This window comes from Citrobacter sp. Cpo074 (assembly GCF_030332745.1).
GTDB lineage: Bacteria > Pseudomonadota > Gammaproteobacteria > Enterobacterales > Enterobacteriaceae > Citrobacter > Citrobacter portucalensis.
In genome coordinates, this window is record NZ_JAOWHG010000033.1 from 463,637 (window position 1) to 486,806 (window position 23,170).

General features: G+C 53.4%; 23 protein-coding genes. 11 read left to right on the top strand and 12 right to left on the bottom strand.

The window, feature by feature from the left end; translation table 11 throughout:
• Positions 1-44 precede the first annotated feature (44 nt).
• Entirely contained in the window at positions 45-974 is a 930-nt protein-coding gene (locus OGX83_RS16460) for an Rpn family recombination-promoting nuclease/putative transposase (RefSeq protein ID WP_220394880.1), read from the top strand.
• A gap of 38 nt (positions 975-1,012) precedes the next feature.
• Here the strand turns inward: OGX83_RS16460 and OGX83_RS16465 are convergent, their stop codons facing one another.
• Positions 1,013-2,209 carry a nicotinamide mononucleotide deamidase-related protein YfaY gene (locus OGX83_RS16465; protein ID WP_149607663.1) on the bottom strand — a complete coding sequence of 399 codons (1,197 nt, stop codon included), beginning with the start codon at positions 2,207-2,209 and terminating at the stop codon, positions 1,013-1,015.
• 79 nt (positions 2,210-2,288) lie between these two features.
• Positions 2,289-2,831: a YfaZ family outer membrane protein gene (locus OGX83_RS16470; RefSeq protein WP_048215871.1), complete on the bottom strand. Its 543-nt coding sequence runs from the start codon at positions 2,829-2,831 to the stop codon at positions 2,289-2,291.
• Positions 2,832-3,148: 317 nt separating this feature from the next.
• Here OGX83_RS16470 and nudI point away from each other — a divergent pair, with 317 nt between their 5' ends.
• From nudI to arnF, 8 genes are all read left to right on the top strand, one after another.
• Positions 3,149-3,574, top strand: a complete 426-nt coding sequence (nudI, locus tag OGX83_RS16475; protein WP_048215870.1) for a nucleoside triphosphatase NudI — start codon at positions 3,149-3,151, stop codon at positions 3,572-3,574.
• Positions 3,575-3,858: 284 nt separating this feature from the next.
• A complete protein-coding gene (gene arnB / locus OGX83_RS16480) occupies positions 3,859-4,998 on the top strand; it encodes a UDP-4-amino-4-deoxy-L-arabinose aminotransferase (protein WP_286588586.1) in 1,140 nt (379 codons plus the stop codon).
• A 2-nt stretch (positions 4,999-5,000) separates the two neighbouring features.
• A complete protein-coding gene (arnC, locus tag OGX83_RS16485; RefSeq protein ID WP_286588588.1) occupies positions 5,001-5,984 on the top strand; it encodes an undecaprenyl-phosphate 4-deoxy-4-formamido-L-arabinose transferase in 984 nt (327 codons plus the stop codon).
• Entirely contained in the window at positions 5,981-7,963 is a 1,983-nt protein-coding gene (gene arnA / locus OGX83_RS16490) for a bifunctional UDP-4-amino-4-deoxy-L-arabinose formyltransferase/UDP-glucuronic acid oxidase ArnA (protein WP_286588590.1), read from the top strand. Before arnC ends, arnA begins: the two co-directional genes overlap by 4 nt.
• Entirely contained in the window at positions 7,960-8,862 is a 903-nt protein-coding gene (gene arnD / locus OGX83_RS16495) for a 4-deoxy-4-formamido-L-arabinose-phosphoundecaprenol deformylase (protein ID WP_079934568.1), read from the top strand. The genes arnA and arnD overlap by 4 nt, the downstream gene beginning before the upstream one ends.
• On the top strand, positions 8,859-10,517 hold the full coding sequence (arnT, locus tag OGX83_RS16500) for a lipid IV(A) 4-amino-4-deoxy-L-arabinosyltransferase (protein WP_286588805.1): 1,659 nt from the start codon (positions 8,859-8,861) through the stop codon (positions 10,515-10,517). Before arnD ends, arnT begins: the two co-directional genes overlap by 4 nt.
• Complete coding sequence (gene arnE / locus OGX83_RS16505; protein ID WP_003834709.1) at positions 10,514-10,849, top strand: 4-amino-4-deoxy-L-arabinose-phosphoundecaprenol flippase subunit ArnE; 336 nt, start codon at positions 10,514-10,516, stop codon at positions 10,847-10,849. The genes arnT and arnE overlap by 4 nt, the downstream gene beginning before the upstream one ends.
• Positions 10,849-11,235, top strand: coding sequence for a 4-amino-4-deoxy-L-arabinose-phosphoundecaprenol flippase subunit ArnF (arnF, locus tag OGX83_RS16510; RefSeq protein ID WP_267439125.1), 387 nt, complete (start codon positions 10,849-10,851; stop codon positions 11,233-11,235). The genes arnE and arnF overlap by 1 nt, the downstream gene beginning before the upstream one ends.
• Positions 11,236-11,237: 2 nt before the next feature.
• Here the strand turns inward: arnF and pmrD are convergent, their stop codons facing one another.
• From pmrD to OGX83_RS16555, 9 genes are all read right to left on the bottom strand, one after another.
• Entirely contained in the window at positions 11,238-11,501 is a 264-nt protein-coding gene (gene pmrD / locus OGX83_RS16515; protein WP_008785336.1) for a signal transduction protein PmrD, read from the bottom strand.
• 95 nt (positions 11,502-11,596) lie between these two features.
• The gene (menE, locus tag OGX83_RS16520) at positions 11,597-13,021 is read right to left on the bottom strand and encodes an o-succinylbenzoate--CoA ligase (RefSeq protein WP_286588593.1); all 1,425 of its coding nucleotides are present in this window, start codon (positions 13,019-13,021) and stop codon (positions 11,597-11,599) included.
• Positions 13,018-13,980, bottom strand: coding sequence for an o-succinylbenzoate synthase (gene menC / locus OGX83_RS16525; protein WP_008785338.1), 963 nt, complete (start codon positions 13,978-13,980; stop codon positions 13,018-13,020). Before menC ends, menE begins: the two co-directional genes overlap by 4 nt.
• Positions 13,980-14,837: a 1,4-dihydroxy-2-naphthoyl-CoA synthase gene (gene menB / locus OGX83_RS16530; protein ID WP_003027671.1), complete on the bottom strand. Its 858-nt coding sequence runs from the start codon at positions 14,835-14,837 to the stop codon at positions 13,980-13,982. Before menB ends, menC begins: the two co-directional genes overlap by 1 nt.
• A gap of 14 nt (positions 14,838-14,851) precedes the next feature.
• Positions 14,852-15,610 carry a 2-succinyl-6-hydroxy-2,4-cyclohexadiene-1-carboxylate synthase gene (menH, locus tag OGX83_RS16535; protein ID WP_286588596.1) on the bottom strand — a complete coding sequence of 253 codons (759 nt, stop codon included), beginning with the start codon at positions 15,608-15,610 and terminating at the stop codon, positions 14,852-14,854.
• The gene (gene menD, locus OGX83_RS16540) at positions 15,607-17,277 is read right to left on the bottom strand and encodes a 2-succinyl-5-enolpyruvyl-6-hydroxy-3-cyclohexene-1-carboxylic-acid synthase (RefSeq protein WP_032944073.1); all 1,671 of its coding nucleotides are present in this window, start codon (positions 17,275-17,277) and stop codon (positions 15,607-15,609) included. Before menD ends, menH begins: the two co-directional genes overlap by 4 nt.
• Positions 17,278-17,364: 87 nt before the next feature.
• Positions 17,365-18,663 carry an isochorismate synthase MenF gene (gene menF / locus OGX83_RS16545; RefSeq protein ID WP_286588599.1) on the bottom strand — a complete coding sequence of 433 codons (1,299 nt, stop codon included), beginning with the start codon at positions 18,661-18,663 and terminating at the stop codon, positions 17,365-17,367.
• Between the two features lie 104 nt (positions 18,664-18,767).
• Entirely contained in the window at positions 18,768-19,073 is a 306-nt protein-coding gene (elaB, locus tag OGX83_RS16550; RefSeq protein WP_003027683.1) for a stress response protein ElaB, read from the bottom strand.
• Between the two features lie 63 nt (positions 19,074-19,136).
• Positions 19,137-19,598 carry a GNAT family N-acetyltransferase gene (locus OGX83_RS16555; protein ID WP_008785342.1) on the bottom strand — a complete coding sequence of 154 codons (462 nt, stop codon included), beginning with the start codon at positions 19,596-19,598 and terminating at the stop codon, positions 19,137-19,139.
• 67 nt (positions 19,599-19,665) lie between these two features.
• Between OGX83_RS16555 and rbn the strand changes: the two genes are divergently transcribed.
• Together rbn and OGX83_RS16565 are read left to right on the top strand one after the other, a co-directional pair.
• The gene (gene rbn, locus OGX83_RS16560; RefSeq protein WP_071445232.1) at positions 19,666-20,583 is read left to right on the top strand and encodes a ribonuclease BN; all 918 of its coding nucleotides are present in this window, start codon (positions 19,666-19,668) and stop codon (positions 20,581-20,583) included.
• A gap of 64 nt (positions 20,584-20,647) precedes the next feature.
• Complete coding sequence (locus OGX83_RS16565) at positions 20,648-21,652, top strand: chemotaxis protein (protein WP_032944079.1); 1,005 nt, start codon at positions 20,648-20,650, stop codon at positions 21,650-21,652.
• A 58-nt stretch (positions 21,653-21,710) separates the two neighbouring features.
• On the opposite strand, the gene nuoN is transcribed toward OGX83_RS16565, so the two are convergent.
• On the bottom strand, positions 21,711-23,168 hold the full coding sequence (nuoN, locus tag OGX83_RS16570) for an NADH-quinone oxidoreductase subunit NuoN (protein ID WP_003027689.1): 1,458 nt from the start codon (positions 23,166-23,168) through the stop codon (positions 21,711-21,713).
• Positions 23,169-23,170 lie beyond the last annotated feature (2 nt).

Consider the following 23,170-nt stretch of genomic DNA (forward strand, 5'->3'; position numbering starts at 1 on the left):
GTGGATACCGTCACGCCATCTTCTCTTTCTGGTGACGGACTACCATGGCTAAATCCACTACATCTATACCGCATGATGCCGTTTTTAAAAAGATAATGTCTTACCCTGAGATGGCTCGGGATTTTCTGGATATACACCTTCCCATCGCATTACGTGAGATATGTGATTTACAAACGCTGAAGCTGGAGTCCACCAGTTTTATCGAGCAGGATCTCCGCGCATACTACTCCGACGTAGTGTGGTCACTAAAAACCCGCGAAGGTCAGGGCTATATTTATTGTGTTATTGAACATCAGAGTACCGCGGTACCGCATATGGCATTTCGCCTGATGCGTTATGCCACCGCGGCGATGCAGCATCATCTTGATGCCGGCAATAAAACGCTGCCGCTGGTGATCCCCATGTTGTTTTATCATGGTCAACAAAGTCCCTATCCCTGGTCACTCAACTGGCTGGATGAATTTGAAAATCCGCAACTGGCACGACAACTGTATTCAGAGGCTTTTCCGCTGGTCGACATTACCGTAATACCTGACGATGAAATCGCGCAGCATCGCGGGGTTGCGCTGCTTGAGTTGATGCAAAAACATATCCGCGATCGTGATTTAATGGGGTTAGTGGACCGCCTGGTCTCGCTATTAGTTACAAGCACTGCTAATGACAGCCAGCTACAAACGCTATTTAATTACCTGATACGGTACGGCGACGTTTCTCGCGTCAGTGAGTTTATCCGCGAAGTTGCCGAACGATCCCCCCATCACAAGGAGAAGCTGATGACAATTGCAGAGAGGCTCAGGCAGGAAGGCCACCAAAATGGACTGCAAGAAGGGATACAGCAAGGGTTAGAACAAGGGGTGCAAAAAGGTACGCAAGAAGAAGCCTTACGTATCGCTCACATAATGCTGGAACAAGGTATTGATCGTGATTTAGTTCAGTTAATTACCGGGCTATTGCCTGGCGATACCACCGCATGAGCCAGATTGGGAAGGCATTTAGCCTTCCCAATCTGTGATTAAATCGTCAACGACTCAACCACTTCGATCCAGCCGTGTTCGCTAGCGATTTCCAGATTGTTAAGCCAGCGGCGCAGCATATTTAGCGCCATCATCGCGCACACTTCCTGACGAATCGCCAGGCTGTAGCGATTTGCATTCAGCCGTACGCGCAAGGCGTGTGTCCCATCAGCCGTGGCCAGCGCAAAGTTAATATGTTCGTTTTCGAAAGCCGATATAGCGAGTGCTAATCCAGCATAATGCTTGCTGCGTCGCTCGGTTATCCAATGCGCCGTTTGCGCCAGCGTTTCTTCCTGGGGCGGAACCACTTCACTCGCCAATAACGGAGCATTCGCACGAGAAAGCTGCAATGCCACCAGACCACCGGTGAATTGTTCGCTCAGCGTCAGGCTGAATTGCCGTTCTTGCAACGTGCGGGCGATTTGCGCGGGTAAGCCTTCCGTACCTTCAAAAATCATATTCTGCCCGGCAACCCGCTTAACTTCTGGCCACAGCGCCAGCATCGCTTCCCGTTGGGAATCCGGCCCGGTCAGCTTCAGCTCAATAATCGGCATTGAGGAGCGGTAGCCCATTGTCACTCCCGGTGGCAACGGGAGCGGATCCAGGCTCTGCGCCAGGTCGCTTTCAGAACGGCCAAAGGTGGTTAATCGCAGGCATAACGGGGGCTGAGCCAAAGAGAAACGCTCACGCAAACGAGGCAGGATCTCATGCTCCACCATGACTTTGAATTCTGACGGTACACCCGGTGTAAAGAACATCAGGCAGCGGTTAAGCTTCAGGGCGAACCCACACGCGGTACCCACCGGATTATTGATAAACTCAGCGCTGGCCGGAAGTTCAGCCTGTTTGCGGTTGCTCGGCGCCATCACGCGGCCACGATCGCGGAAATATCGCTCCATCTCGGCCAGCCATGCTTCATGCAGCACCAGCCCTTCGCCTTTTGCCGTTGCCGCTGCCAGCGCGCTCAAATCATCGCTGGTAGGTCCCAGACCGCCATTAACGATCAGTACATCGGCGTGCTCGCTACGCTCACGCAAAACGGCGACCAAATCGTTAAGATTGTCACCTACCGTGTTGCGGCGTGTTAGCGGTAAACCCTGATTAAAGAAAAAATCGGCCAGCCAGGCGGCATTGGTGTCGACGATTTGTCCGTGCAACACTTCATCCCCTGTGGATAGCATCTCCACGTTTAACATCGTGTTCTCCTGCTTTTATGATGAAAACACTATAACGCATGGAGGGGGGAAGGCGCGACTGAACGCCGCGCCAGAAATGTTAGAAGCTGGCGTTAACCCCAACGTACGGGCCATCAGCAATCGCGTTATCACGGTTGCCGTCTTTGCCTGCCAGGTTCAGGTAACGATAACCGGCTTCGATGCTCAGCGGACGCATAATGGTCAGACGCGCACCGGCATTCGCTTCTTCATAGCTGTCGATACCGCTGGAAAGTGAATCAGGAGAGTAATAATACTCACCAAACAGACGGAAGCTATCGCCAATTGGCCATTGTAAACCACCACCGACAGCAGCAGCATAGCCTTCATCGCCATCGTTTGGATTAGTATAAACACCTTTACCACCAACGGTCGCCATTAGCGGCCCCAGTGGGATATTCAAACCTAAACCCAGCCCGGCAACATCACCGTCGTCATCGTTATGCATCCAGTTACCGCTGACGGCCAGACCAGTACTCTCAGTGCCCATACCGAATCCCAGGTTGGTGTAGTCTTCGCCAGCCTGGCCGCTGATGCTAATCGCGCTCGCCGACGCGGAAACAAACAGCATTCCGGCAAAACCCAACATTAAACTTTTTTTCATTTTCTATCCTTTCCAGCAAGAATCAAAACATAGCCCCAAAACCGATGAATTGTACTGTCAGATGGCGAGGAATCAATGAGCTAAAAAAGCGATGCAATGACATATTGTAACTAAATACTACTCACAAGATTTATTTAAGGTTAAATTCTTGTGCCAATTACACAGTTGGACGTCCCAGAACGTCATTTTCAACAAACATCCTGTTTTCCCTGCCAAAGCGCTCTTGATCACCGATGAAACATTTTTTCTGCCGCCAGCAAAAGGTAAGATGCGTGCATGACGGAATTTTCTCTACCTCCCCAACAAGGACTCGACTGATGCGCCAAAGAACGATTGTTTGCCCATTAATTCAAAACGATGGCTGTTATTTACTCTGCAAAATGGCTGATGACCGCGGTGTGTTTCCCGGTCAGTGGGCGCTTTCTGGCGGCGGTGTTGAACCGGGTGAACGTATTGAAGAAGCTCTGCGCCGTGAAGTGAGGGAAGAGCTGGGCGAGCAACTGGTGTTATCAGAAATTACCCCCTGGACCTTCAGTGATGATATTCGCACTAAAACCTATGCTGATGGCAGTCAGGAAGAGATTTACATGATTTATCTTATCTTCGATTGTGTCGCGGCGAATCGTGAAGTGAAGATTAACGAAGAGTTCCAGGCATTCGCCTGGGTTAAACCGGAAGATCTCAGTGCCTACGATTTAAATATCGCCACGCGTAAAACGTTAACCTTAAAAGGGTTACTGTAGGTTATCATTTTAATAACGGCATATAATTAACATTCTGAATAGCGGCATTGCACTCATCAACTTATAGCAAACAGCAATGTCGCAAAAACCTAAAAAGACACTTAATTTCATTAAGATAAACATAAAAACACCTCTATTTAGCTATCGTTCTCAAACCTTAAACTCTTAAGGATAAATTAACCTTCAGCCATTAACCTTTGTAGCCTGATGAAATAATTAACGACGCCCCTGTTTATCACTAAAAATAAAACTTCGGTGGCGTTAAATGGCTTGAAGGAATAATGATGTCTGACTTTTTGCCTTTCTCTCGCCCAGCCATGGGCGCTGAAGAACTTGCCGCAGTGAAGGCGGTTCTGGACTCTGGATGGATAACCACCGGCCCGAAAAATCAACAGTTGGAAGATGCTTTTTGCCAGCTCACGGGGAATAAGCATGCCGTCGCCGTTTGCTCCGCCACTGCAGGAATGCACATTACGCTGATGGCGCTGGGCATTGGTGCAGGCGACGAGGTCATAACGCCGTCGATGACGTGGGTTTCTACCCTCAACATGATTGTGCTGCTGGGTGCATCGCCCGTCATGATCGACGTCGACCGCGATACGCTTATGGTGACACCTGAGCAAATTGAAGCCGCTATTACCCCACGAACCAAAGCCATTGTTCCAGTACATTATGCTGGCGCCCCCGCCGACCTCGACGCAATTTATGCCATTGGCGAGCGTTATGGAATCCCGGTAATAGAAGACGCAGCCCATGCCGTAGGGACATTGTATAAGGGCCGTCATGTCGGTGCTCGCGGCACGGCAATCTTCTCGTTTCACGCTATTAAAAATATCACCTGTGCGGAAGGTGGACTGATCGTTACCGACGACAGCCAGCTCGCTCAGCGGCTTCGCAGCCTGAAGTTTCACGGTCTGGGCGTTGATGCTTTTGATCGACAAACCTACGGCCGGGCACCACAAGCCGAAGTGCTTGCACCTGGATACAAATACAACCTGACGGATATTAACGCCGCTATTGCGCTGGTACAGCTCAATAAGCTGGAGCAACTGAACTCACGCCGGGCGCAAATTGCCCAGCACTATCAAAAAGCGCTGGCCGATACGCCATTCCAGCCGCTGAGCCTACCGCAGTGGTCGCACGTTCATGCCTGGCACTTATTCATCATTCGTGTTGATGAAACGCGCTGCGGGTTGAGCAGAGATGCCCTGATGGAAACGCTGAAGACCAAAGATATCGGCACCGGTCTGCATTTTCGTGCGGCCCATACGCAAAAATATTATCGCGAACGCTTCACTACCCTTTCGCTCCCAAATACTGAATGGAACAGCGCGCGCATCTGCTCGCTGCCGTTATTCCCTGACATGACCGATGATGACACTCAGCGGGTCATTACGGCGCTTCGCGAGATAGCAGGACAATGAGCATGTTTGAAGCCACATTGATTAAAAAAGTCTCGGTTGTTATTCCCGTTTTTAATGAACAGGAAAGCCTGCCAGAGTTAATCAGACGCACCAGCGCCGCCTGCGAAAAATTGGGCAAAGACTATGAAATTCTGCTCATCGACGACGGCAGCAGCGACCGTTCCGCTCAGTTGATGATGGACGCCTCTCAGGCACCGAACAGCCATATTGTCTCTATTTTACTGAATCGTAATTACGGACAGCACTCGGCGATTATGGCCGGTTTCAGCCATGTCACCGGAGACTTGATCATCACGCTGGATGCCGATTTGCAAAACCCGCCGGAGGAGATCCCTCGGTTGGTCGCCACTGCAGATGAGGGTTTCGATGTGGTAGGCACGGTACGCCAGAACCGTCAGGATAGCGTATTTCGTAAGACCGCCTCACGAATGATCAACCATCTGATCCAACGAACCACCGGTAAAGCAATGGGCGACTACGGCTGCATGCTACGCGCCTATCGCCGTCACATCGTCGATGCCATGCTGCATTGCCAGGAGCGCAGCACCTTTATCCCTATTCTGGCCAACATTTTTGCCCGTCGCGCCACGGAGATCCCGGTACATCATGCAGAGCGTGAATTTGGTGACTCCAAATACAGCTTCATGCGTCTGATCAACCTGATGTATGACCTGGTGACTTGCCTTACCACAACACCGCTTCGCATGTTGAGCCTGTTGGGCAGCGTGATCGCCGCCACGGGCTTTACCTTATCAGTCCTGCTTGTTGTTCTGCGCCTGACGCTCGGCCCACAGTGGGCAGCGGAGGGGGTATTCATGCTGTTTGCCGTCCTGTTTACCTTTATCGGCGCACAGTTTATTGGCATGGGTTTACTCGGCGAATATATCGGTCGCATCTATAACGATGTCCGCGCCCGCCCCCGCTATTTTGTTCAACACGTTATCCGCCCACAAACTACGCAGTTAACCGAGGAAAACCGCGCATGAAAGCCGTCGTATTTGCCTATCACGATATGGGATGTCAGGGTGTCCAGGCCTTGTTGGATGCAGGTTATGAAATCGCTGCCATTTTTACGCACACCGACAACCCGGGTGAAAAAGCTTTTTTTGGATCTGTTTCCCGCCTCGCGGCCAGCGCCGGTATTCCGGTTTACGCCCCAGACGAGGTTAATCATCCCCTGTGGATTGAGCGCATTAGCCAACTGGCACCCGATGTTATCTTCTCGTTCTACTATCGCCATTTACTAAGTGATGAGATCCTCAGTCTTGCCCCTAAGGGTGCATTTAATCTGCACGGCTCGCTGCTGCCGAAATACCGTGGTCGCGCGCCATTGAACTGGGTATTGGTCAATGGTGAAACCGAAACGGGCGTCACACTTCACCGCATGGTCAAACGCGCGGATGCTGGTGCCATAGTTGCCCAGCAGCGCGTTGCTATTTCACCGGATGATGTGGCGTTAACACTGCACCATAAATTGTGCCAGGCTGCGCGTCACCTGCTGGAGCAGACACTGCCGGCCATCAACGCGGGAAGTTACTCCGAATTCCCTCAACAGGATGCAGATGCTACCTGTTTTGGTCGCCGTACGCCGGAAGATAGCTTCCTCGACTGGAACAAACCTGCCGCGGAGTTACATAACCAGGTCCGTGCCGTCAGCGATCCGTGGCCGGGCGCATTTAGCTATGTTGGCACGCAAAAGTTCACCGTCTGGTCATCGCGCGTTTGCACAAACGGCATTGCGGCCCAGCCGGGTACCGTCATCTCCGTGTCTCCTTTACTGATCGCCTGTGCCGATGGCGCACTGGAGATTATTACCGGACAAGCTGGCGATGGTATTGCAATGCAGGGTTCACAACTGGCGCAAGTTCTGGGTCTGGTGCCAGGTTCTCGCCTGAACAGCCAGTCAGTGACCACCAGCAAACGCCGTACTCGCGTACTGATCCTCGGCGTTAACGGCTTCATTGGTAACCATCTGACCGAGCGCCTGCTGCAAGAAGATAATTACGAAGTGTATGGACTCGATATTGGCAGCGACGCCATTGGGCGTTTCCTGCAACATCCGCGATTCCATTTTGTCGAAGGTGATATCAGCATTCACTCCGAATGGATTGAATATCATGTGAAAAAATGCGACGTTGTGCTGCCGCTGGTAGCGATCGCAACGCCTATCGAATATACCCGCAACCCGCTGCGCGTATTTGAGCTCGATTTCGAAGAGAACCTGAAAATCATTCGTTACTGCGTGAAATACCGCAAGCGCATCATTTTCCCGTCAACCTCCGAAGTCTACGGCATGTGTACCGACAAAGTCTTTGATGAAGACAGTTCGAATCTGATCGTCGGTCCGGTCAATAAACCACGCTGGATCTACTCCGTATCCAAGCAGCTGCTGGACCGTGTTATCTGGGCGTACGGCGAAAAAGAGGGATTGCGCTTCACCCTGTTCCGCCCGTTTAACTGGATGGGACCGCGTCTGGACAGCCTTAACGCCGCGCGTATCGGCAGCTCACGCGCCATTACACAGCTGATCCTCAACCTCGTGGAAGGTTCACCGATCAAGCTGATTGAAGGCGGTAAGCAAAAACGCTGCTTTACCGACATTCGCGATGGTATCGAAGCTCTGTACCGCATCATTGAAAACGAAGGCGGCCGCTGTGACGGTGAGATTATCAACATCGGTAATCCACAGAACGAAGCAAGTATTCAGGAACTGGCAGAAATGCTGCTTTCCTGCTTTGAAAAACATCCGTTGCGTAACCAGTTCCCGCCGTTTGCCGGTTTCCGTGACGTCGAAAGCAGCAGCTACTACGGTAAAGGTTATCAAGACGTTGAGCATCGTAAGCCTAACATTCGCAACGCAAAACGCTGCCTGAACTGGGAACCGACCATTGAGATGCAGGAAACGGTAGAAGAGACGCTGGACTTCTTCTTACGCAGTGTGGATATCACGGAACACACATCATGACCAAAGTAGGCTTGCGCATTGATGTCGATACATTCAGGGGGACGCGCGAAGGCGTGCCCCGCCTGCTGGAGACATTAAACCGACATAACGTTCGGGCAAGTTTTTTCTTTAGCGTTGGGCCTGACAACATGGGACGCCATCTCTGGCGTCTTGTGAAGCCGCAATTTCTGTGGAAAATGCTGCGTTCAAACGCAGCATCGCTCTACGGATGGGATATTTTATTGGCGGGAACCGCATGGCCGGGAAAAGAGATCGGCCAGGCCAACGCAGCAATCATTGCACAAACCGCCCAGATTCATGAAACCGGTTTGCATGCCTGGGATCATCACGCCTGGCAGGCGCGAAGCGGAAACTGGAATGACAAACAGCTGATTGATGATATTTCGCAAGGTATCACCACACTTGAAGCCATCATCGGTCAGCCAGTCACCTGCTCTGCCGTTGCCGGATGGCGTGCCGACAACCGTGTCGTCCATGCCAAAGAAGCATTCCATCTGCGCTATAACAGTGACTGTCGGGGAACGTCGTTATTTCGTCCGGTGCTGGAATCCGGGAAAACGGGGACGCCACAAATTCCCGTCACCCTACCAACATGGGATGAAGTGGTTGGTCAGGAGGTCCAGGCGGTGGACTTCAACTCCTATATTCTCTCCCACATCCAGATGAGCAGAGGAACACCGGTGTACACCATTCATGCGGAAGTTGAAGGCATCGCCTTTCATCAGAACTTTGACGAGCTGCTTACTCGCGCCGCGGACATGGGGATGACATTCTGCCCGCTTGGCGAGCTGTTACCTGACGACATCAGTACGCTGCCGTTAGGACAGATCGTACGTGGAAAAATACCCGGCAGAGAGGGATGGCTCGGCTGCCAACAACCGGTGAGTGTGACACCATGAAACCTGCTGCCCGCTACACTCTGGCATTTATCGCTTTAATCGCACTGTATTTTATTTTACCTATCAACAGCCGTATGCTCTGGCAGCCTGATGAAACGCGCTATGCTGAAATCAGCCGGGAAATGCTCAACTCTGGTGACTGGATCGTTCCACACTTTTTAGGGCTGCGTTATTTTGAAAAACCAATTGCCGGATACTGGTTGAACAGCATCGGACAATGGCTGTTTGGCGCAAACAATTTTGGTGTCAGAGCGGGGGCTATTTTTGCCACTTTGTTGACCGCATTACTGGTAGCCTGGCTTGCCATGCGACTGTGGCATGATAAGCGTACCGCCGTACTCTCCTCCGCTATCTTTTTAACGTTTTTTTCGGTTTACAGCATCGGCACCTACGCGGTACTTGATCCCATCATAGCGCTTTGGCTGATGGCGGGCATGTGCTGTTTTTGGGAAGGCATGCAGGCCACCACCAGAACACGCAAAATCATCGCTTTTTTGTTGCTTGGGCTGACCTGCGGTATGGGTGTAATGACCAAAGGTTTTCTGGCACTCGCCGTCCCTGTGCTTAGCGTATTACCATGGGTTTTTGCCCAAAAGCGTTGGAAAGACCTCATTCTCTACGGTCTGCTGGCGGTGATCGGCTGCATCGCGATCGTACTACCGTGGGGTATAGCGATTGCACAACGCGAGCCGGATTTCTGGCATTACTTCTTCTGGGTTGAACATATTCAGCGCTTTGCGCAGGATGATGCCCAGCATAAGGCTCCTATCTGGTACTACATCCCGATATTTGTGGCAGGCACATTACCGTGGCTCGGTCTGCTTCCCGGCGCGCTGCGTACGGGCTGGCGTGAGCGGGATGTTCCGCGCAGTGCTCTGTACCTGTTAAGCTGGATTATTATGCCAATCCTGTTTTTCAGCATCGCGAAAGGAAAACTGCCGACCTATATTCTTTCCTGCTTCGCGCCGCTGGCGATATTAACGGCGCGCTTCGGCCTGCAGGCTGCGGAAAAAGACTCAGCATCCCTGCGCATCAATGGCTGGATCAACGTGCTATTTGGTGTCGTCGGCATCGTCGCTACGTTTATTGTTTCCACGCTGGGACCATTGAAGACGCCGGTCTGGTCGCATATCGAAACGTATAAGGTTTTTTGTGCCTGGGGCATTTTTATCATCTGGACGCTTTTTGGCTGGTATACGCTAAATAACCGCGAGAAGAACTGGAAATTCGCAGCACTATGCCCATTAGGGCTGGCGCTGTTATTTGGCTTCTCCATTCCTGACCGGGTGATGGAATCTAAACAGCCGCAGTTTTTTGTCGAGATGACCAAAGAATCGCTGGAGCCGAGCCGTTATATTCTCACCGACAGCGTTGGCGTCGCTGCGGGACTGGCCTGGAGCCTGAAGCGCGACGACATCATGATGTACGGACAAACGGGCGAGTTAAAATACGGTCTCAACTACCCGGATGCTCAAGGCCGCTTTGTCAGTCGGGAGAATTTTGCCGACTGGTTAGCACAACATCGTCAACAAGGAAACATTACGCTCGTGCTCTCGATTGATAAGAATGAAGATATTAATCAGCTTGCCATCCCTCCCGCTGACTACATTGATAATCAGGGGCGTCTGGTCCTGATTCAGTATCGGCCCAAATGATCTGGATAGCCTTAGTCCTCGCCAGCCTGCTCAGCGTCTGCGGCCAGCTATGCCAGAAGCAGGCGACCCGACCGGTGTCTGTTCGTGCGCGAAAACGCTACATTACGCAATGGATTGGGCTTGCTCTGGCAAGCCTCGGTCTGGCCATGCTGCTATGGCTGGCGGTTTTACAAAACATTCCTGTCGGTATTGCCTATCCCATGCTGAGCCTTAACTTTGTCTGGGTTACTCTCGCCGCATGGAAAATCTGGCGCGAACCCGTCACCACACGCCACTGGCTGGGCGTTGGGCTAATCATTACCGGCATATTTATTCTTGGGAGTGCAGTGTAATGGGCGTATTTTGGGGATTATGTAGCGTGATGATCACCTCCATCGCCCAGTTGAGCCTCGGCTTTGCAATGGATAATCTGCCGCCAATGCTGCAGCCGCTGGCGTTCATCTCCGCCGTATTCTCTGTCAGTTTTGGTGCGTTTGCTTTATATGCCGGGCTGGCAGGGTATTTGCTGTCGGTTATTTGCTGGCATAAAGCCCTACACCAACTCGCGCTGAGCAAAGCCTATGCCCTACTCAGCCTGAGCTATGTGCTGGTGTGGGTTGCCTCAATGATCCTGCCCGGCTGGCAGGGAACATTTTCAGTGAAAGCGCTGGCAGGAGTACTGTGCATCATGGCAGGGCTAATGACGATTTTTCTGCCTTCACGCAAACACCTGTCCTGAGATTATTTATCTTTAGACAGTCGTAACAGACGTTCCCATTCATCACAAATGTACTGTCTGGCATCAATGATCTTAATCACCCGAGATGTATCGCGGTTAATACAATACTGAGCATCCTTCAGCGGCGAAAGAAGATCGCCGGGCTTAATCCGCTCAGATGATTGCGCCTGGGCAAGCATCTTGAGCGAACCACCGCTATCGCAAAGTACGATATAGAGCCTCCCTGCTTTTTTGTGACAGCAGGTCTTCTTCACATGCCATTCCATAGCGCACCTATTGTTAATAAATTTCACAATAGGTTACACATTAGCTCATAAACAAAAGGACAATAGCTGCGGAATGACAATAACGAGAAATACTATTAATGTTTTCTTAATGTTAATGATGAAGCACTTACCCAATCCAATAACGCACGGCGCGAAATTTTAATTCCTCCTGCTTTGAGCTCGGGCGGCAATGTTAGCCAACAAATCGGCTGCTGAAAGCGGGCTAGCTTATCTTTTACCCACTCTTCGAGATTAGTTTCTCTAGCATTAGCGTCATACTCAATGACAGCCACCGGGCGATGGCCAAACTCTTTGTCTTCTATCGGCACAATGAAGGCTTGTAGAACATGCGGATGAGCTGCAATCACGCGTTCCACTTCTTCCGGCTGTATACCTTCCCCGCCGCTAAAAAACAGATTATCCATACGACCGACAATCGTTAACTTGCCGTCCTTCAGCACGCCGCGATCGCGGGTTGCAAACCAGCCTTCCGTGTTCATTAAAGGAATAAGCTGTCCGTTACGCCAGTAACCTTGCGCCATGCTGGCGGCACGCAGCCAGACTTCATCATCAACGATTCTGACTTCTCTGCCCACCAGGGGGGAACCCACATCTGCCATACCATCTGCCTCTTTCGCACAGACCGTAGAAGCAAACTCCGTTAATCCGTAACCGCACCAGCAACGAATCCCTTGCTCGCGCGCTTGTTCCGTCAATTCAACAGGAATTGCTGCACCTCCCAGCAGTACCGCTTTGAGCGTGACCGGCGTGTTGTTGACCAGCAAGCGCCACAGCTGCGTGGGTACCAGTGAAGCGTGGGTACATCCAGCCAGCATTTGCTCCAGCGGCTGCTTGTCGCGCACGGTCATTCGCGCTCCGGCGAACAACCAGCGCCACAAAATACCCTGGCCGGAAACATGAAACAGCGGCAGCGAGAGCAGCCAGTCATCCTCAGCACCAAACGGCATTAATGACAGGACGCCCTGCGCGCTTGCCAGATGCGCCTGACAGGTATGAACAGCCGCTTTTGGCAATCCGGTAGAACCTGAAGTTAACGTCATCGTGCTCAAACGTTCAGGCGACCACGCCGCGGCGTGATCGCCTGGTAACGACCGCATCTGTAACGGACTGAGTTCCGGAAGTTCGATAGCGGCCTCCAGATCCAGCGCAAAACGTAGCGTTAAGTCCGGGATCAGCGCATCAAGCAGCGGCTGAGGCAACTGTGGGTTCACAGGTAAAACCCGCGCCCCACATTGCAGCAGCGCGAGCCAGGCCAGCAAAGCGCGTGGATGATTCCAGGCGCGAAGCAGAACACCATCGCCCTCTTCCACGCCCTGAGCGGCAAAACCGCAGGCCAGATGATCTACACGTGTGCAGAGATCGCTCCAGCTTAATACCTCATCGTTGAGGCGTAAGGCTGGCGCCTTCGCACGAACCTGTCGCCAGTGACGCCACGGCCAGTCACGGAACTGCACCAGGCCCGATAAGCTCACGCTATCGGGCATTTCCTGCTGGGTCATAGCAGACGTTCCAGCGCATCAACGTCGATACACGGCAACGTGCTACCCGGCCAGGTGCGTACCTGCTGGCACTGCATCAGACTCAGGGTATCCAGACCCGGAATGGTCTGCGGCGTTAGCCAGGCGGCAATTCTCGCCAACTGGGTTAAGCCCAGACTCGACTCGATTGACGAACTGATAACGGCAGTAAGACCAAGCGCATGCGCCGCAGCCACCTGTTCACGGACTTTATCGAGACTGCCGGTCAGCGTAGGTTTGATAACCACGGCCTTGACGCCCTCTTCAGCTTCGAAGGTGAAATCTGCTTCACGCAGACTTTCATCCCAGGCGATGGCAATGCCGGTTTCACGCGCGAAGGCACGAGAATCATCGCGGGTTTTGCACGGCTCTTCGAGAAAGGCAATGCGTCCGCGATATTCCGGATTAACGTATTTCGCGAACTGCTGAGCTTTCAACGGCGTCCAGGCCCGGTTGGCGTCAAGTCGCAAATGCAGCTCCGGGATCGCCTCAAGCAGCAGATTGGCTACCATGCCGTCACGGACCGCTTCATACAGACCGACCTTGATCTTCGCCACTTTTTCGCCCGGCATATCCGCCAGTTGTAGCACCAGATCGTCAGGATCGCCGGTACACAGCGGCGCAGCACGATAGTCCGCATCCTGTGGCAATACGCCAGCCAGTTCGGCCAGCGCACAGCTTACGCCAAAGGCGACCGAAGGCAGTTGCGGTAAGGAGTCATCCCCTTGCAGCCAGCCTTTCACCCAGGCCAGCAGCTCGGTTTGCGCCTCTTCCCAGCTTTCCTGACTAAAGCCCGGCAGCGGGGAGATCTCTCCCCACCCTTCGCGCTCGCCGTCACAAAGACAAACGTACAGCCCGTCACGCGTTTTTAACCGCCTGTCGCGCAGAATCACCCCCGCGTCCATGGGGATCTGCCAGCGGTATACCTGCGCGCTACGCATTACGGATTCCGTTTGAATTTGCTGAAATCAGGCTGACGTTTTTGGTTAAAGGCGTTACGGCCTTCCTGACCTTCTTCCGTCATGTAGAACAGCATAGTGGCGTTACCTGCCAGCTCCTGCAGACCAGCCTGACCATCACAGTCGGCGTTCAGTGCGGCTTTCAGGCAGCGCAGCGCCATTGGGCTGTTTTGCAGCATTTCACGGCACCAGCGTACGGTCTCTTTTTCCAGATCCGCCAGCGGAACCACTGTGTTGACCAGACCCATATCAAGCGCCTGTTTCGCATCGTACTGACGGCACAGGAACCAGATTTCACGCGCTTTTTTCTGACCGACGATGCGCGCCATGTAGGAAGCGCCCCAACCGCCGTCGAAAGAACCGACTTTCGGGCCGGTCTGACCAAAGATGGCGTTTTCAGCTGCAATGGTCAGGTCACACATCATGTGCAGCACATGGCCACCGCCAATGGAAAAACCTGCAACCATCGCTACTACCGGTTTCGGACAGGTACGAATCTGGCGCTGGAAGTCCAGTACGTTCAGGTGATGCACACCGGAGTCATCCTGGTATCCGCCGTAGTCACCACGCACTTTCTGATCGCCGCCTGCGCAGAACGCTTTGTCGCCAGCACCGGTCAGAATAATTACGCCGATGTTGTCATCATAGCGGGCATCCGCCAGCGCCTGGATCATCTCTTTCACGGTGACCGGACGGAAGGCATTGCGTACCTGTGGACGATTAATAGTGATTTTTGCGATACCGTCGGTGGATTTCTCGTAAAGAATGTCGGTATAGCCTTCAGAGCAATCGTGCCATTCTACCGGTGCGTAAAGCATTGTTTCATCAGGATAGATCATAAAATGTCCTATAGTCAGCGACGCAGAATCTGAGCCAGACAGTCCACTACGCCCGCGGGGTTGTCCCGATGCGCGTTGTGTCCGGCATTACGAATCACATGGTTTGGTACTAATATTTCCGCCGCCAGAGCGCGGAATTTATCGTCACGTTCACCACATAAATAATAAAACGGAAATGTGCGCGTCGTGAGTTGCGCACGTAAATCAGGCTGTACGGCAAGCGAGGTGGCCTCCAGCATTGCCGCCAGCGTTTGCCCATTATTCTGGCTACGCAGAGCGACCAGCGCCTCTCTTTGTGTCGCGTTCAGCGAGGAAAAAACGGGCTGTTGATACCAGTCATTAAACACCTCACGTAGCGGCTCTGCGCGAAAACGCGCAGCCCAGCGGCCATCCGAGAGACGACGCTGAACGCGCGCCTCCTCGCTTTGCAAGCCGGGATGTCCGCCTTCAACCACCAGACCACAAAGCCCTGGCATCTCCTGACTGGCCGCCATCATCGCGACTCTGCCGCCAAGAGAGTATCCCACCAACCAAAAGTTAAGTATGTTGTAACTAAGCAGGGTGTTACGCAGCAAAACGTTTACGTCATCGAACCCGCTCACGCTGATGTCAGCGGAGCCACCGTGTCCCGGCAGGTCGATGTATAGCCGCGAATAATCCTGAAATGCTTCGCCGACCGTCTGCCATTCCTGGCAATCGCCAGAGAAACCGTGCAGGAAAACCAGCCAGGGAAATCCCGTTTGGCCCTCTTTCGCCTGCGCATGCAGGATCATAGGTGACTTACCTGCGCCAGCAGTTGCTGCAAGGTTTGCGCCCCGTCAGTTTCGTTCACCACCAGCTCAATCACCGTGGCCGCAGGTGTACGCCACGCGTTAGTCAACGCGCTCTCCAGCTGCTCCCAGTTTTCCGGGCGCTGGTATTTAAGGTTAAACATGGCGGCAGCATGCTCGAAATGTACGTTCTGCGGCATCAGATAGAACCGTTCGCGTTCGCTGGCTGGTGTCGGCAGCAGGGAAAAAATCTGCCCGCCGTTATTATTGACCACTATCAGGACAAACGGTGCAGAAACCTGGCGCAATAACGCCAGCGCATTCAGGTCATACAATGCAGATAAATCGCCAACAATCGCCAACGTCGATTTCGCGCTGGCACGCTGTACACCAGCTGCCGTTGACAGCAGGCCGTCAATACCGCTCGCGCCACGGTTGCTATAGACCGGGTAACCAGCCGGAAGCTGCGACAGCGCATCAATCAGGCGTACCACCAGACTGTTACCCACGAACAGCTGCCCCTGCTCCGGCAAGTAGTCACGGATACGGTGGGCTAATTGCGCTTCACCAAACGCCTCACGACGGGCTTCTACCGCCTGCCAGGCCTGTTGCGCCAGACGAGGAATCTCCATACACCAGGGATGACGTTTCTCCGCCGGATGTAGCTCCAGCCAGTCGCCAACTTTCGCCACCAACCTGCGGCCGCGATGATGGGCCGGATCGAGGCGGCCTTCGATATTATCGACAATCCAGTATTCCTGCGGATCGCAGCTGGCCTGCCATTGCAGCAGACGTTTTCCAGTCAGGCTGCTACCAAGCTGCACCACAATCTGCGCCTGCTGCAATTCAGCTACAGCTTTCGCATTTCCCAGCCACAGGTCGGCGCACGGCAGCGGTTGTCCGGTTTGCGACAGAACATCGCCAATCAGCGGCCAGCCTAACGTCTGCGCCCACTGCGCAACCTTCTTACCTTCTTCCGCGCTCATGCGGCCCGCAATGACTACGCCGCGTTTTTGTCGCCAGAAAAACCAGTCGCGTTGTTTGTCGCTTTCCAGCCGACGCGCTTCTCGCAGCCAGGGTTTATCATCCTGCCACCAGTCGCCGAGGCGCTGCTGCCAGGCAATCCCCGTTTCGTCCATATCGCCATACAGCGGTTCCGCAAACGGGCAATTGATATGAACCGCCCCGCTATGCAGGGCAGCTAACGCATTATCAATAGTGGACACCAGCCAGCTTGCCGGAATGTCCTGAGTAGGACGCGGTAAAGAGAGCGTTTGCGATGGATGCGAGGCAAACATTCCGGCCTGACGAATCGCCTGGTTCGCGCCACAGTCGATAAGCTCTGGCGGTCTGTCAGCGGTAAGTAAAATCAGTTTTTCACCGGTCAGGCCCGCTTCAATCAACGCGGGATATAAATTCGCCACCGCGGTACCGGACGTCACAATCACGGCGACAGGCTGACGGCTGACTTTTGCCAGACCTAAAGCCAGATGCCCAAGACCGCGCTCGTCAAAATGGGTGTGGTGGATGAATGCGGGGTTTTCCGCTGCCGCCAGCGTCAATGGTGTAGAACGAGAGCCAGGGGCAATGCAGACATGCCTGACGCCGTGGCGAGTGAGTGCTTCCAGAATGACCGCCGCCCAGCGTCGGTTAAATGCGCTTACTGACATGAGATTGTCCGGTATCAATATTGCGACACAGTATAGAGAATCGAATAAATGGATTTTTGATATGAATCGGAAATATACACGAAATCACTATCCTTCCATCTGTAATAAAGTACGTAACCCTGCCGCTTTATTGTCTATTTCTTGCCATTCCTGCTCAGGATCTGAGCCACGTACAATCCCTGCCCCGGCATACAGGCGTACCACGTTTGCACTAATTTTCGCCGAACGCAATGACACGCAAAACTCGCTTTGGCGCAAAGAAAGATAACCCGCTGAACCGGCATACCACTCGCGTTCAAAGGGTTCATTTTGCTGGATGAATTCACGCGCCAGCTCACGCGGAATACCGGCGACTGCCGCCGTGGGCTGAAGCTGCATCAGGCAAAGCATATCGTCGGCCTGATTCAGTTCCGTCCAGATGCAACGGCGCAGGTGCTGCACTTTACGCAGCCTGAGCACCTGCGGTGGCAGCACATCGAGAGTTTGCGTACAGCCTTGCAGACGCTGGCAAATATCTTCGACCACCAGCATATTCTCGCGCTGGTTTTTATCATCTTTCATTAGCCAGTCGCCCAATTGCCAGGCCCGATGATCCTCAGGGTGATTGGCCACGGTTCCGGCCAGCGCCTCGGTGCGCAGCGCCGTATCACGTCGTCGATACAGACGTTCAGGAGAAGAGCCAAGAAAAGCGGTGTCGGCGGAGAATGCCATAAAGAAATGGTAGCAGTTCAGATTTAAGCGACGGCTGGAAGCCATCACGGCAACGGCATTAACCGACTGAGAAAACTGTAAGTCGGTCGCCCGCGCCAGCACGACCTTATCGAGGTCTTCTCCTGCGATCGTTTGAGTGGCGAGTTTTATCAGGTCTATCCAGCCAGCTTTCTCCGGCCAGTGCTGTTCTCCCGTCAAATTCAAACGCAATGCAGGGAGCGGTTTTACGGGAGCAAGCGATGAGATGAAGGCGATCGCTTGTGCAGCGTCTTCACGTAGCGACACGTCGCTATAGAGATGTAAGCGTAAGCTCGCCACTCCGGCGCAACGTCGCCACTCCAGCCGCGGCAGCAGTAAATTGCCACGCTGAGGCTCAAAGGCATTCAGGCCCCAGATGCGCAGGTCGGGATGATTATCATGCTGATGTAAAAATTGCTGGGCTGATTCCAGCGAGGAAAATGCGGCGACGGCCCCTAATACGGCGGCTTCTTCATCGCCGTTACGCTGCTGCCAGTAAAACTGGGGCCAGACGGGTTGGCTGGCCAGCCATCCTAAAGCGTCAAACGCATCATTCAGTGGGAAAGGTATATCGTAAATACGAATTCCAGGTGCTGCTGGCATCTCTTGCGATAAATGACGCATCAGACTTTCCAGCGCAGTAGTGATTGAATGCACGCGGACCTCTCCCTGTTAAAAACCTCTCATTATACGGGGTACTGAGCAGAAAAAGCAGTACCCCCAGTTAGGGAGTACGTACAAATGCGATGACAGAACGGAATTTATCGCCGCGCTAACAATAATCCCATCACTAAACCGACTGTGGCGCCAACGCCGATTCCGCGCCAGGGTTTTTCGTGCACATAGTCATCCGCCCGACAAACAGCTTTTTTCGCACGGTAATAGTAGCTATCAGAAGCATGGCTGACGCGATTTCTCACCTCTTCTAACGCCCGCTCTGCCCGCGCTTTTAACTCAAGGTATTTTTGATCTGCTGGGTCGCCAGAAGAACGCAGCACCTCTTCCAGCGTTTCACTTAATAATTCCAGATCATCATCGATACGTGATTCATAAGAATGAAAAGACATTATATTCTCCCTTTCTATTGACGTACCCGCTAACTATAGACAACCTGGACTGATTGCGCCTGTTTACGCCTGATGTGCTTCCCGCGCCATTCCGACGTGTGGAATACCATCTTCGTCATAGATATCCGTCACCGGAACAAAGCCAAAGCGTGCATAGAATGATTGCAGATGCGCCTGCGCGCCCAGATACAACGCCTTGTGTGGCCAGTGTTGCGCGCAGGATGCCAGCGTCTGGGCCATTAGCTGTTGCCCCAGTTTTTCACCACGCAGCGCTTCGCTTACAATCACCCGACCAATCACTACCGGCTCCAGCTCGTCATCGCTTTTCAGAATCCTCGCATACGCCACCAACTCATCGTTATGCCAGCCCAGAATATGCCGATTCTCTCCAGCCAGGTCATCGCCATCCACATCCTGGTACGGACACTGTTGCTCAACTACAAACACCGCGCATCGTAGCTGAAGTAGTGCGTACAGTTGTTGGGTACTCAGCTTTGCATGGTGGAGATCTTGCCAGTGAATCATTGTCTGCCCCTATGTTGTGATAACCTGAACACCCTGCCTTATTGATGGCGAAAAGTGTAACGCAAAGATGGAATTACTATTTTTAGGCACGTCTGCGGGAGTCCCCACGCGCTCACGCAATGTAACGGCAATTTTACTGAATCTGCAACACCCGACTCAGGCGGGGCTGTGGCTTTTTGATTGCGGCGAAGGGACGCAGCATCAGATGCTCACCACGCCTTTCAATCCAGGAAAACTCGATCGTATTTTTATCAGCCATCTGCACGGCGATCACCTGTTTGGTTTACCGGGGCTACTGTGCAGTCGCTCAATGGCCGGCAATGTCCAGCCTCTGACGCTCTACGGGCCAAAAGGGTTGCGAGAGTTTACCGAAACCGCATTGCGTCTGAGCGGCTCCTGGACCGATTATCCGCTGGATATTGTAGAAATCACCGCGGGTGAGATTGTGGATGACGGCCTGCGAAAAGTAACGGCTTACCCGCTGGCGCATCCGCTGGAATGCTACGGTTTTCGCATTCAAGAGCACGACAAACCCGGTGCGCTTGACGCCAATGCCCTGAAGGCGGCAGACGTTAAAGCGGGCCCGTGGTTTCAGGATTTGAAAGCCGGAAAAACCATCGTGCTGGAGGATGGTCGAGCGATTAACGGTGCCGATTTTCTTTCCCCACCCACCAAGGGAAAATCAGTCGCTATTTTCGGTGACACAGGACCCTGCGCGTCCGCCATTGAACTGGCTCGAGGTGTAGATGTCATGGTACACGAAACCACGCTGGACGCTTCAATGGAGGAAAAAGCAAACAGTCGTGGGCACAGCTCAACCCGACAAGCCGCACAGCTGGCGCTGGATGCCGGAGTGGGACGTCTGATAATGACCCACGTTAGCTCACGCTACGATGAAAAAGGCTGCCAGCGCTTACTCGCAGAGTGCAAAACAATATTTCCAGACACGGCACTGGCTCACGATTTCGCCATTTTCAGCGTTTAACGCTCTATTTTTCCGCCTCAGTGCCGATAACAGTGGAAAGGCTGGCTTTCACACTGAGGACAGGATGAACAATTTCCAGAAAGATATTGATGACAGGACAAACCTAACCCTGTCTAACCGTTTTGAACTGCTGCTGTTTCGCCTCGGCAAATCTGTTGAGGAGCAGAAATCAGAGCTGTTTGGCATCAACGTATTCAAGCTGCGTGAAATCGTGCCGATGCCGACCTTTACGCGTCCGGCGGGTATGAAGGCCCCGTTACTGGGTATGGTTAACATTCGCGATCAGGTGATCCCGGTGATTGACCTGCCCGCCGTCGCGGGCTGTAAGCCAGAGACCGGACTCAACATCCTGTTGATCACAGAATATGCCCGCAGCGTCCAGGCGTTTGCTGTGGAGTCAGTGGAAAACATTATGCGCCTGGACTGGCAACAGGTGCATACCGCCGAGAAAGCCGTTAATGGTCGCTATATCACCAGTATCGCTTGCCTGGACGACAACAAAGAGACCAACAACCTGGCGCTGGTGCTCGACGTTGAGCAGATCCTGTACGACATCGTACCGGCGAACCACGACCTGCGCGCAACCGATCTGAAAACCAATAAATTCAACATCACGCCGGGTGCGGTGGCGATTGTGGCTGATGATTCCAAAGTGGCCCGCGCCATGTTGGAAAAAGGTCTAAACGCCATGGAGATCCCGCATCTGATGCATGTAACAGGCCAGGATGCGTGGGAAAAAATTCAGCAGCTTTCCGCAGAAGCGCTGGCGGAGGGCAAGCCGGTCAGTGAGAAGATCGCTCTGGTTCTCACCGATCTCGAAATGCCGGAGATGGACGGTTTTACGCTTACCCGTAAGATAAAAACCGACGAACGTCTGAAGAAAATCCCGGTCGTTATCCACTCTTCGCTTTCCGGTAGCGCGAACGAAGATCACGTTCGCCGAGTAAAAGCGGATGGCTACGTGGCCAAATTCGAAGTCAATGAGCTTTCTTCAGTGATCCAGGAAGTGATGGATCGCACAGCGAAAGGCATCAGCGGTCCGCTGGTGAGCCGTCAGCTATTAAACTGACCGTATTTCACGCATAAAAAAACCCGCCAAGGCGGGTTTTTTCGTTTCTGCATTTCGTTTACATCAGCGGAGTCGCTAACTGCACAATGCTGATCAGCGGTTGCGGGTAAATACCCAGCACCAGTACCAGCAGAGCAGAAATCAGCACCACGATACCGCCCGCGCTGTACTGCCAGTTAGACGGCGCATCACGGTTCAGCTGCTGCGGTGCGCTCAGGTACAAGCTTACGGCAACGCGCAGGTAGTAGTACAAACCAATCGCAGAACCGACCACCACGGCGGCAACCAGCCACCACAGGTTAGCCTGCACACCGACGGCCAGTACATAGAACTTACCGATAAAGCCCAGCGTCATCGGGATACCTGCCAGAGACAGCATCATCACCGTCATCACTGCCGCGAGGATCGGACGATGCCAGAACAGACCACGGTAGGAGAACAGAGAGTCCGCATCCGGGCCGCGGTACGGGCTGGACATCAGGCTGACCACACCGAACGCGCCGAGGCTGCTGAACAGGTAACCGGCCAGGTAAACGCCAACTGCTTCCATCGACATCTCGCCGCTCTGCAGAGCAATAAGCGCCACCAGCAGGTAGCCGAGGTGAGAGATAGAAGAGTAACCGAGCAGACGTTTAATATTGGTCTGGCTCAGCGCCATCAGGTTACCGAAGATGATGGAAGCAAAGGCAATCACGCCCAGTACGATACGTACCGCTTCGCTATCCCCTACCGGTGCGTACAGGAACAGACGCATCACCACGCCGAAGATAGCGATTTTGCTCGCCGTCGCCAGGAAAGTGGAAACCGGAGCAGGAGCGCCCTGGTATACGTCTGGCGTCCACAGGTGGAACGGAACCAGCGAGAGTTTAAAGCCGAGGCCAACAATCATCAGACCGAAGCCCGCCAGCAGCAGCGGTTCGTGCAGCATGCCGTCGCCGAGGCTCTTACCGAGCGCAACAAACGACAGATTACCAGACTGCGCGTACACCAGCGCCATACCGAACAGCAGGAAGGAAGACGCTGCGGCAGACAGAATGGTGTATTTGATACTGGCTTCCAGCGAACGTTTCTGACGGAACGCATAGCCAACCAGACCAAACAGCGGCAGAGAGATCAGCTCAATACCAAGGAACAGCGCCGCCAGATGGTTAGCGTTAGCCAGCAGAATACCGCCAAGTGCGGCAATCAGCACCAACAGGTAGAACTCTTCCCGGTTGTCATCGTAGCCTTCCAGCCACGGGTAAGCGAAGGTACAGGTGGCAAGACTCGCCAGCAGCACCAGCCCGGTGTAGAGCATGGCGAAACCGTCAACCCGCATCAGCGGGGTGACGTCCATGGCGCCCGCCTGGCCAACAAACCAGAGCGAAACCAGCGCGGCGTTAAGCCCAATGACCGACAGCGTGGCATTGAGGAAGTGATTGCGTCGCCACGCAATGGAGAGCATCACAACCACCACCGTCAAGCCGACGATCAGCAGCGGTAGCAGCGCAATCAGGTGTTGTGGAGTTATTGTCATGG

What these genes read in the sequence shown, in the direction of transcription:
- menC (WP_008785338.1), bottom strand. Translation starts at nt 13,980, where the DNA reads ATGCGTAGCGCGCAGGTATACCGCTGGCAGATCCCCATGGACGCGGGG.
- arnC (WP_286588588.1), top strand. Translation starts at nt 5,001, where the DNA reads ATGTTTGAAGCCACATTGATTAAAAAAGTCTCGGTTGTTATTCCCGTT.
- nudI (WP_048215870.1), top strand. Translation starts at nt 3,149, where the DNA reads ATGCGCCAAAGAACGATTGTTTGCCCATTAATTCAAAACGATGGCTGT.
- rbn (WP_071445232.1), top strand. Translation starts at nt 19,666, where the DNA reads ATGGAATTACTATTTTTAGGCACGTCTGCGGGAGTCCCCACGCGCTCA.
- arnA (WP_286588590.1), top strand. Translation starts at nt 5,981, where the DNA reads ATGAAAGCCGTCGTATTTGCCTATCACGATATGGGATGTCAGGGTGTC.
- arnT (WP_286588805.1), top strand. Translation starts at nt 8,859, where the DNA reads ATGAAACCTGCTGCCCGCTACACTCTGGCATTTATCGCTTTAATCGCA.
- menE (WP_286588593.1), bottom strand. Translation starts at nt 13,021, where the DNA reads ATGACCCAGCAGGAAATGCCCGATAGCGTGAGCTTATCGGGCCTGGTG.
- OGX83_RS16470 (WP_048215871.1), bottom strand. Translation starts at nt 2,831, where the DNA reads ATGAAAAAAAGTTTAATGTTGGGTTTTGCCGGAATGCTGTTTGTTTCC.
- nuoN (WP_003027689.1), bottom strand. Translation starts at nt 23,168, where the DNA reads ATGACAATAACTCCACAACACCTGATTGCGCTGCTACCGCTGCTGATC.
- pmrD (WP_008785336.1), bottom strand. Translation starts at nt 11,501, where the DNA reads ATGGAATGGCATGTGAAGAAGACCTGCTGTCACAAAAAAGCAGGGAGG.
- OGX83_RS16555 (WP_008785342.1), bottom strand. Translation starts at nt 19,598, where the DNA reads ATGATTCACTGGCAAGATCTCCACCATGCAAAGCTGAGTACCCAACAA.
- elaB (WP_003027683.1), bottom strand. Translation starts at nt 19,073, where the DNA reads ATGTCTTTTCATTCTTATGAATCACGTATCGATGATGATCTGGAATTA.
- OGX83_RS16460 (WP_220394880.1), top strand. Translation starts at nt 45, where the DNA reads ATGGCTAAATCCACTACATCTATACCGCATGATGCCGTTTTTAAAAAG.
- arnF (WP_267439125.1), top strand. Translation starts at nt 10,849, where the DNA reads ATGGGCGTATTTTGGGGATTATGTAGCGTGATGATCACCTCCATCGCC.
- menB (WP_003027671.1), bottom strand. Translation starts at nt 14,837, where the DNA reads ATGATCTATCCTGATGAAACAATGCTTTACGCACCGGTAGAATGGCAC.
- arnE (WP_003834709.1), top strand. Translation starts at nt 10,514, where the DNA reads ATGATCTGGATAGCCTTAGTCCTCGCCAGCCTGCTCAGCGTCTGCGGC.
- OGX83_RS16565 (WP_032944079.1), top strand. Translation starts at nt 20,648, where the DNA reads ATGAACAATTTCCAGAAAGATATTGATGACAGGACAAACCTAACCCTG.
- menH (WP_286588596.1), bottom strand. Translation starts at nt 15,610, where the DNA reads ATGATCCTGCATGCGCAGGCGAAAGAGGGCCAAACGGGATTTCCCTGG.
- menD (WP_032944073.1), bottom strand. Translation starts at nt 17,277, where the DNA reads ATGTCAGTAAGCGCATTTAACCGACGCTGGGCGGCGGTCATTCTGGAA.
- OGX83_RS16465 (WP_149607663.1), bottom strand. Translation starts at nt 2,209, where the DNA reads ATGTTAAACGTGGAGATGCTATCCACAGGGGATGAAGTGTTGCACGGA.
- arnB (WP_286588586.1), top strand. Translation starts at nt 3,859, where the DNA reads ATGTCTGACTTTTTGCCTTTCTCTCGCCCAGCCATGGGCGCTGAAGAA.
- arnD (WP_079934568.1), top strand. Translation starts at nt 7,960, where the DNA reads ATGACCAAAGTAGGCTTGCGCATTGATGTCGATACATTCAGGGGGACG.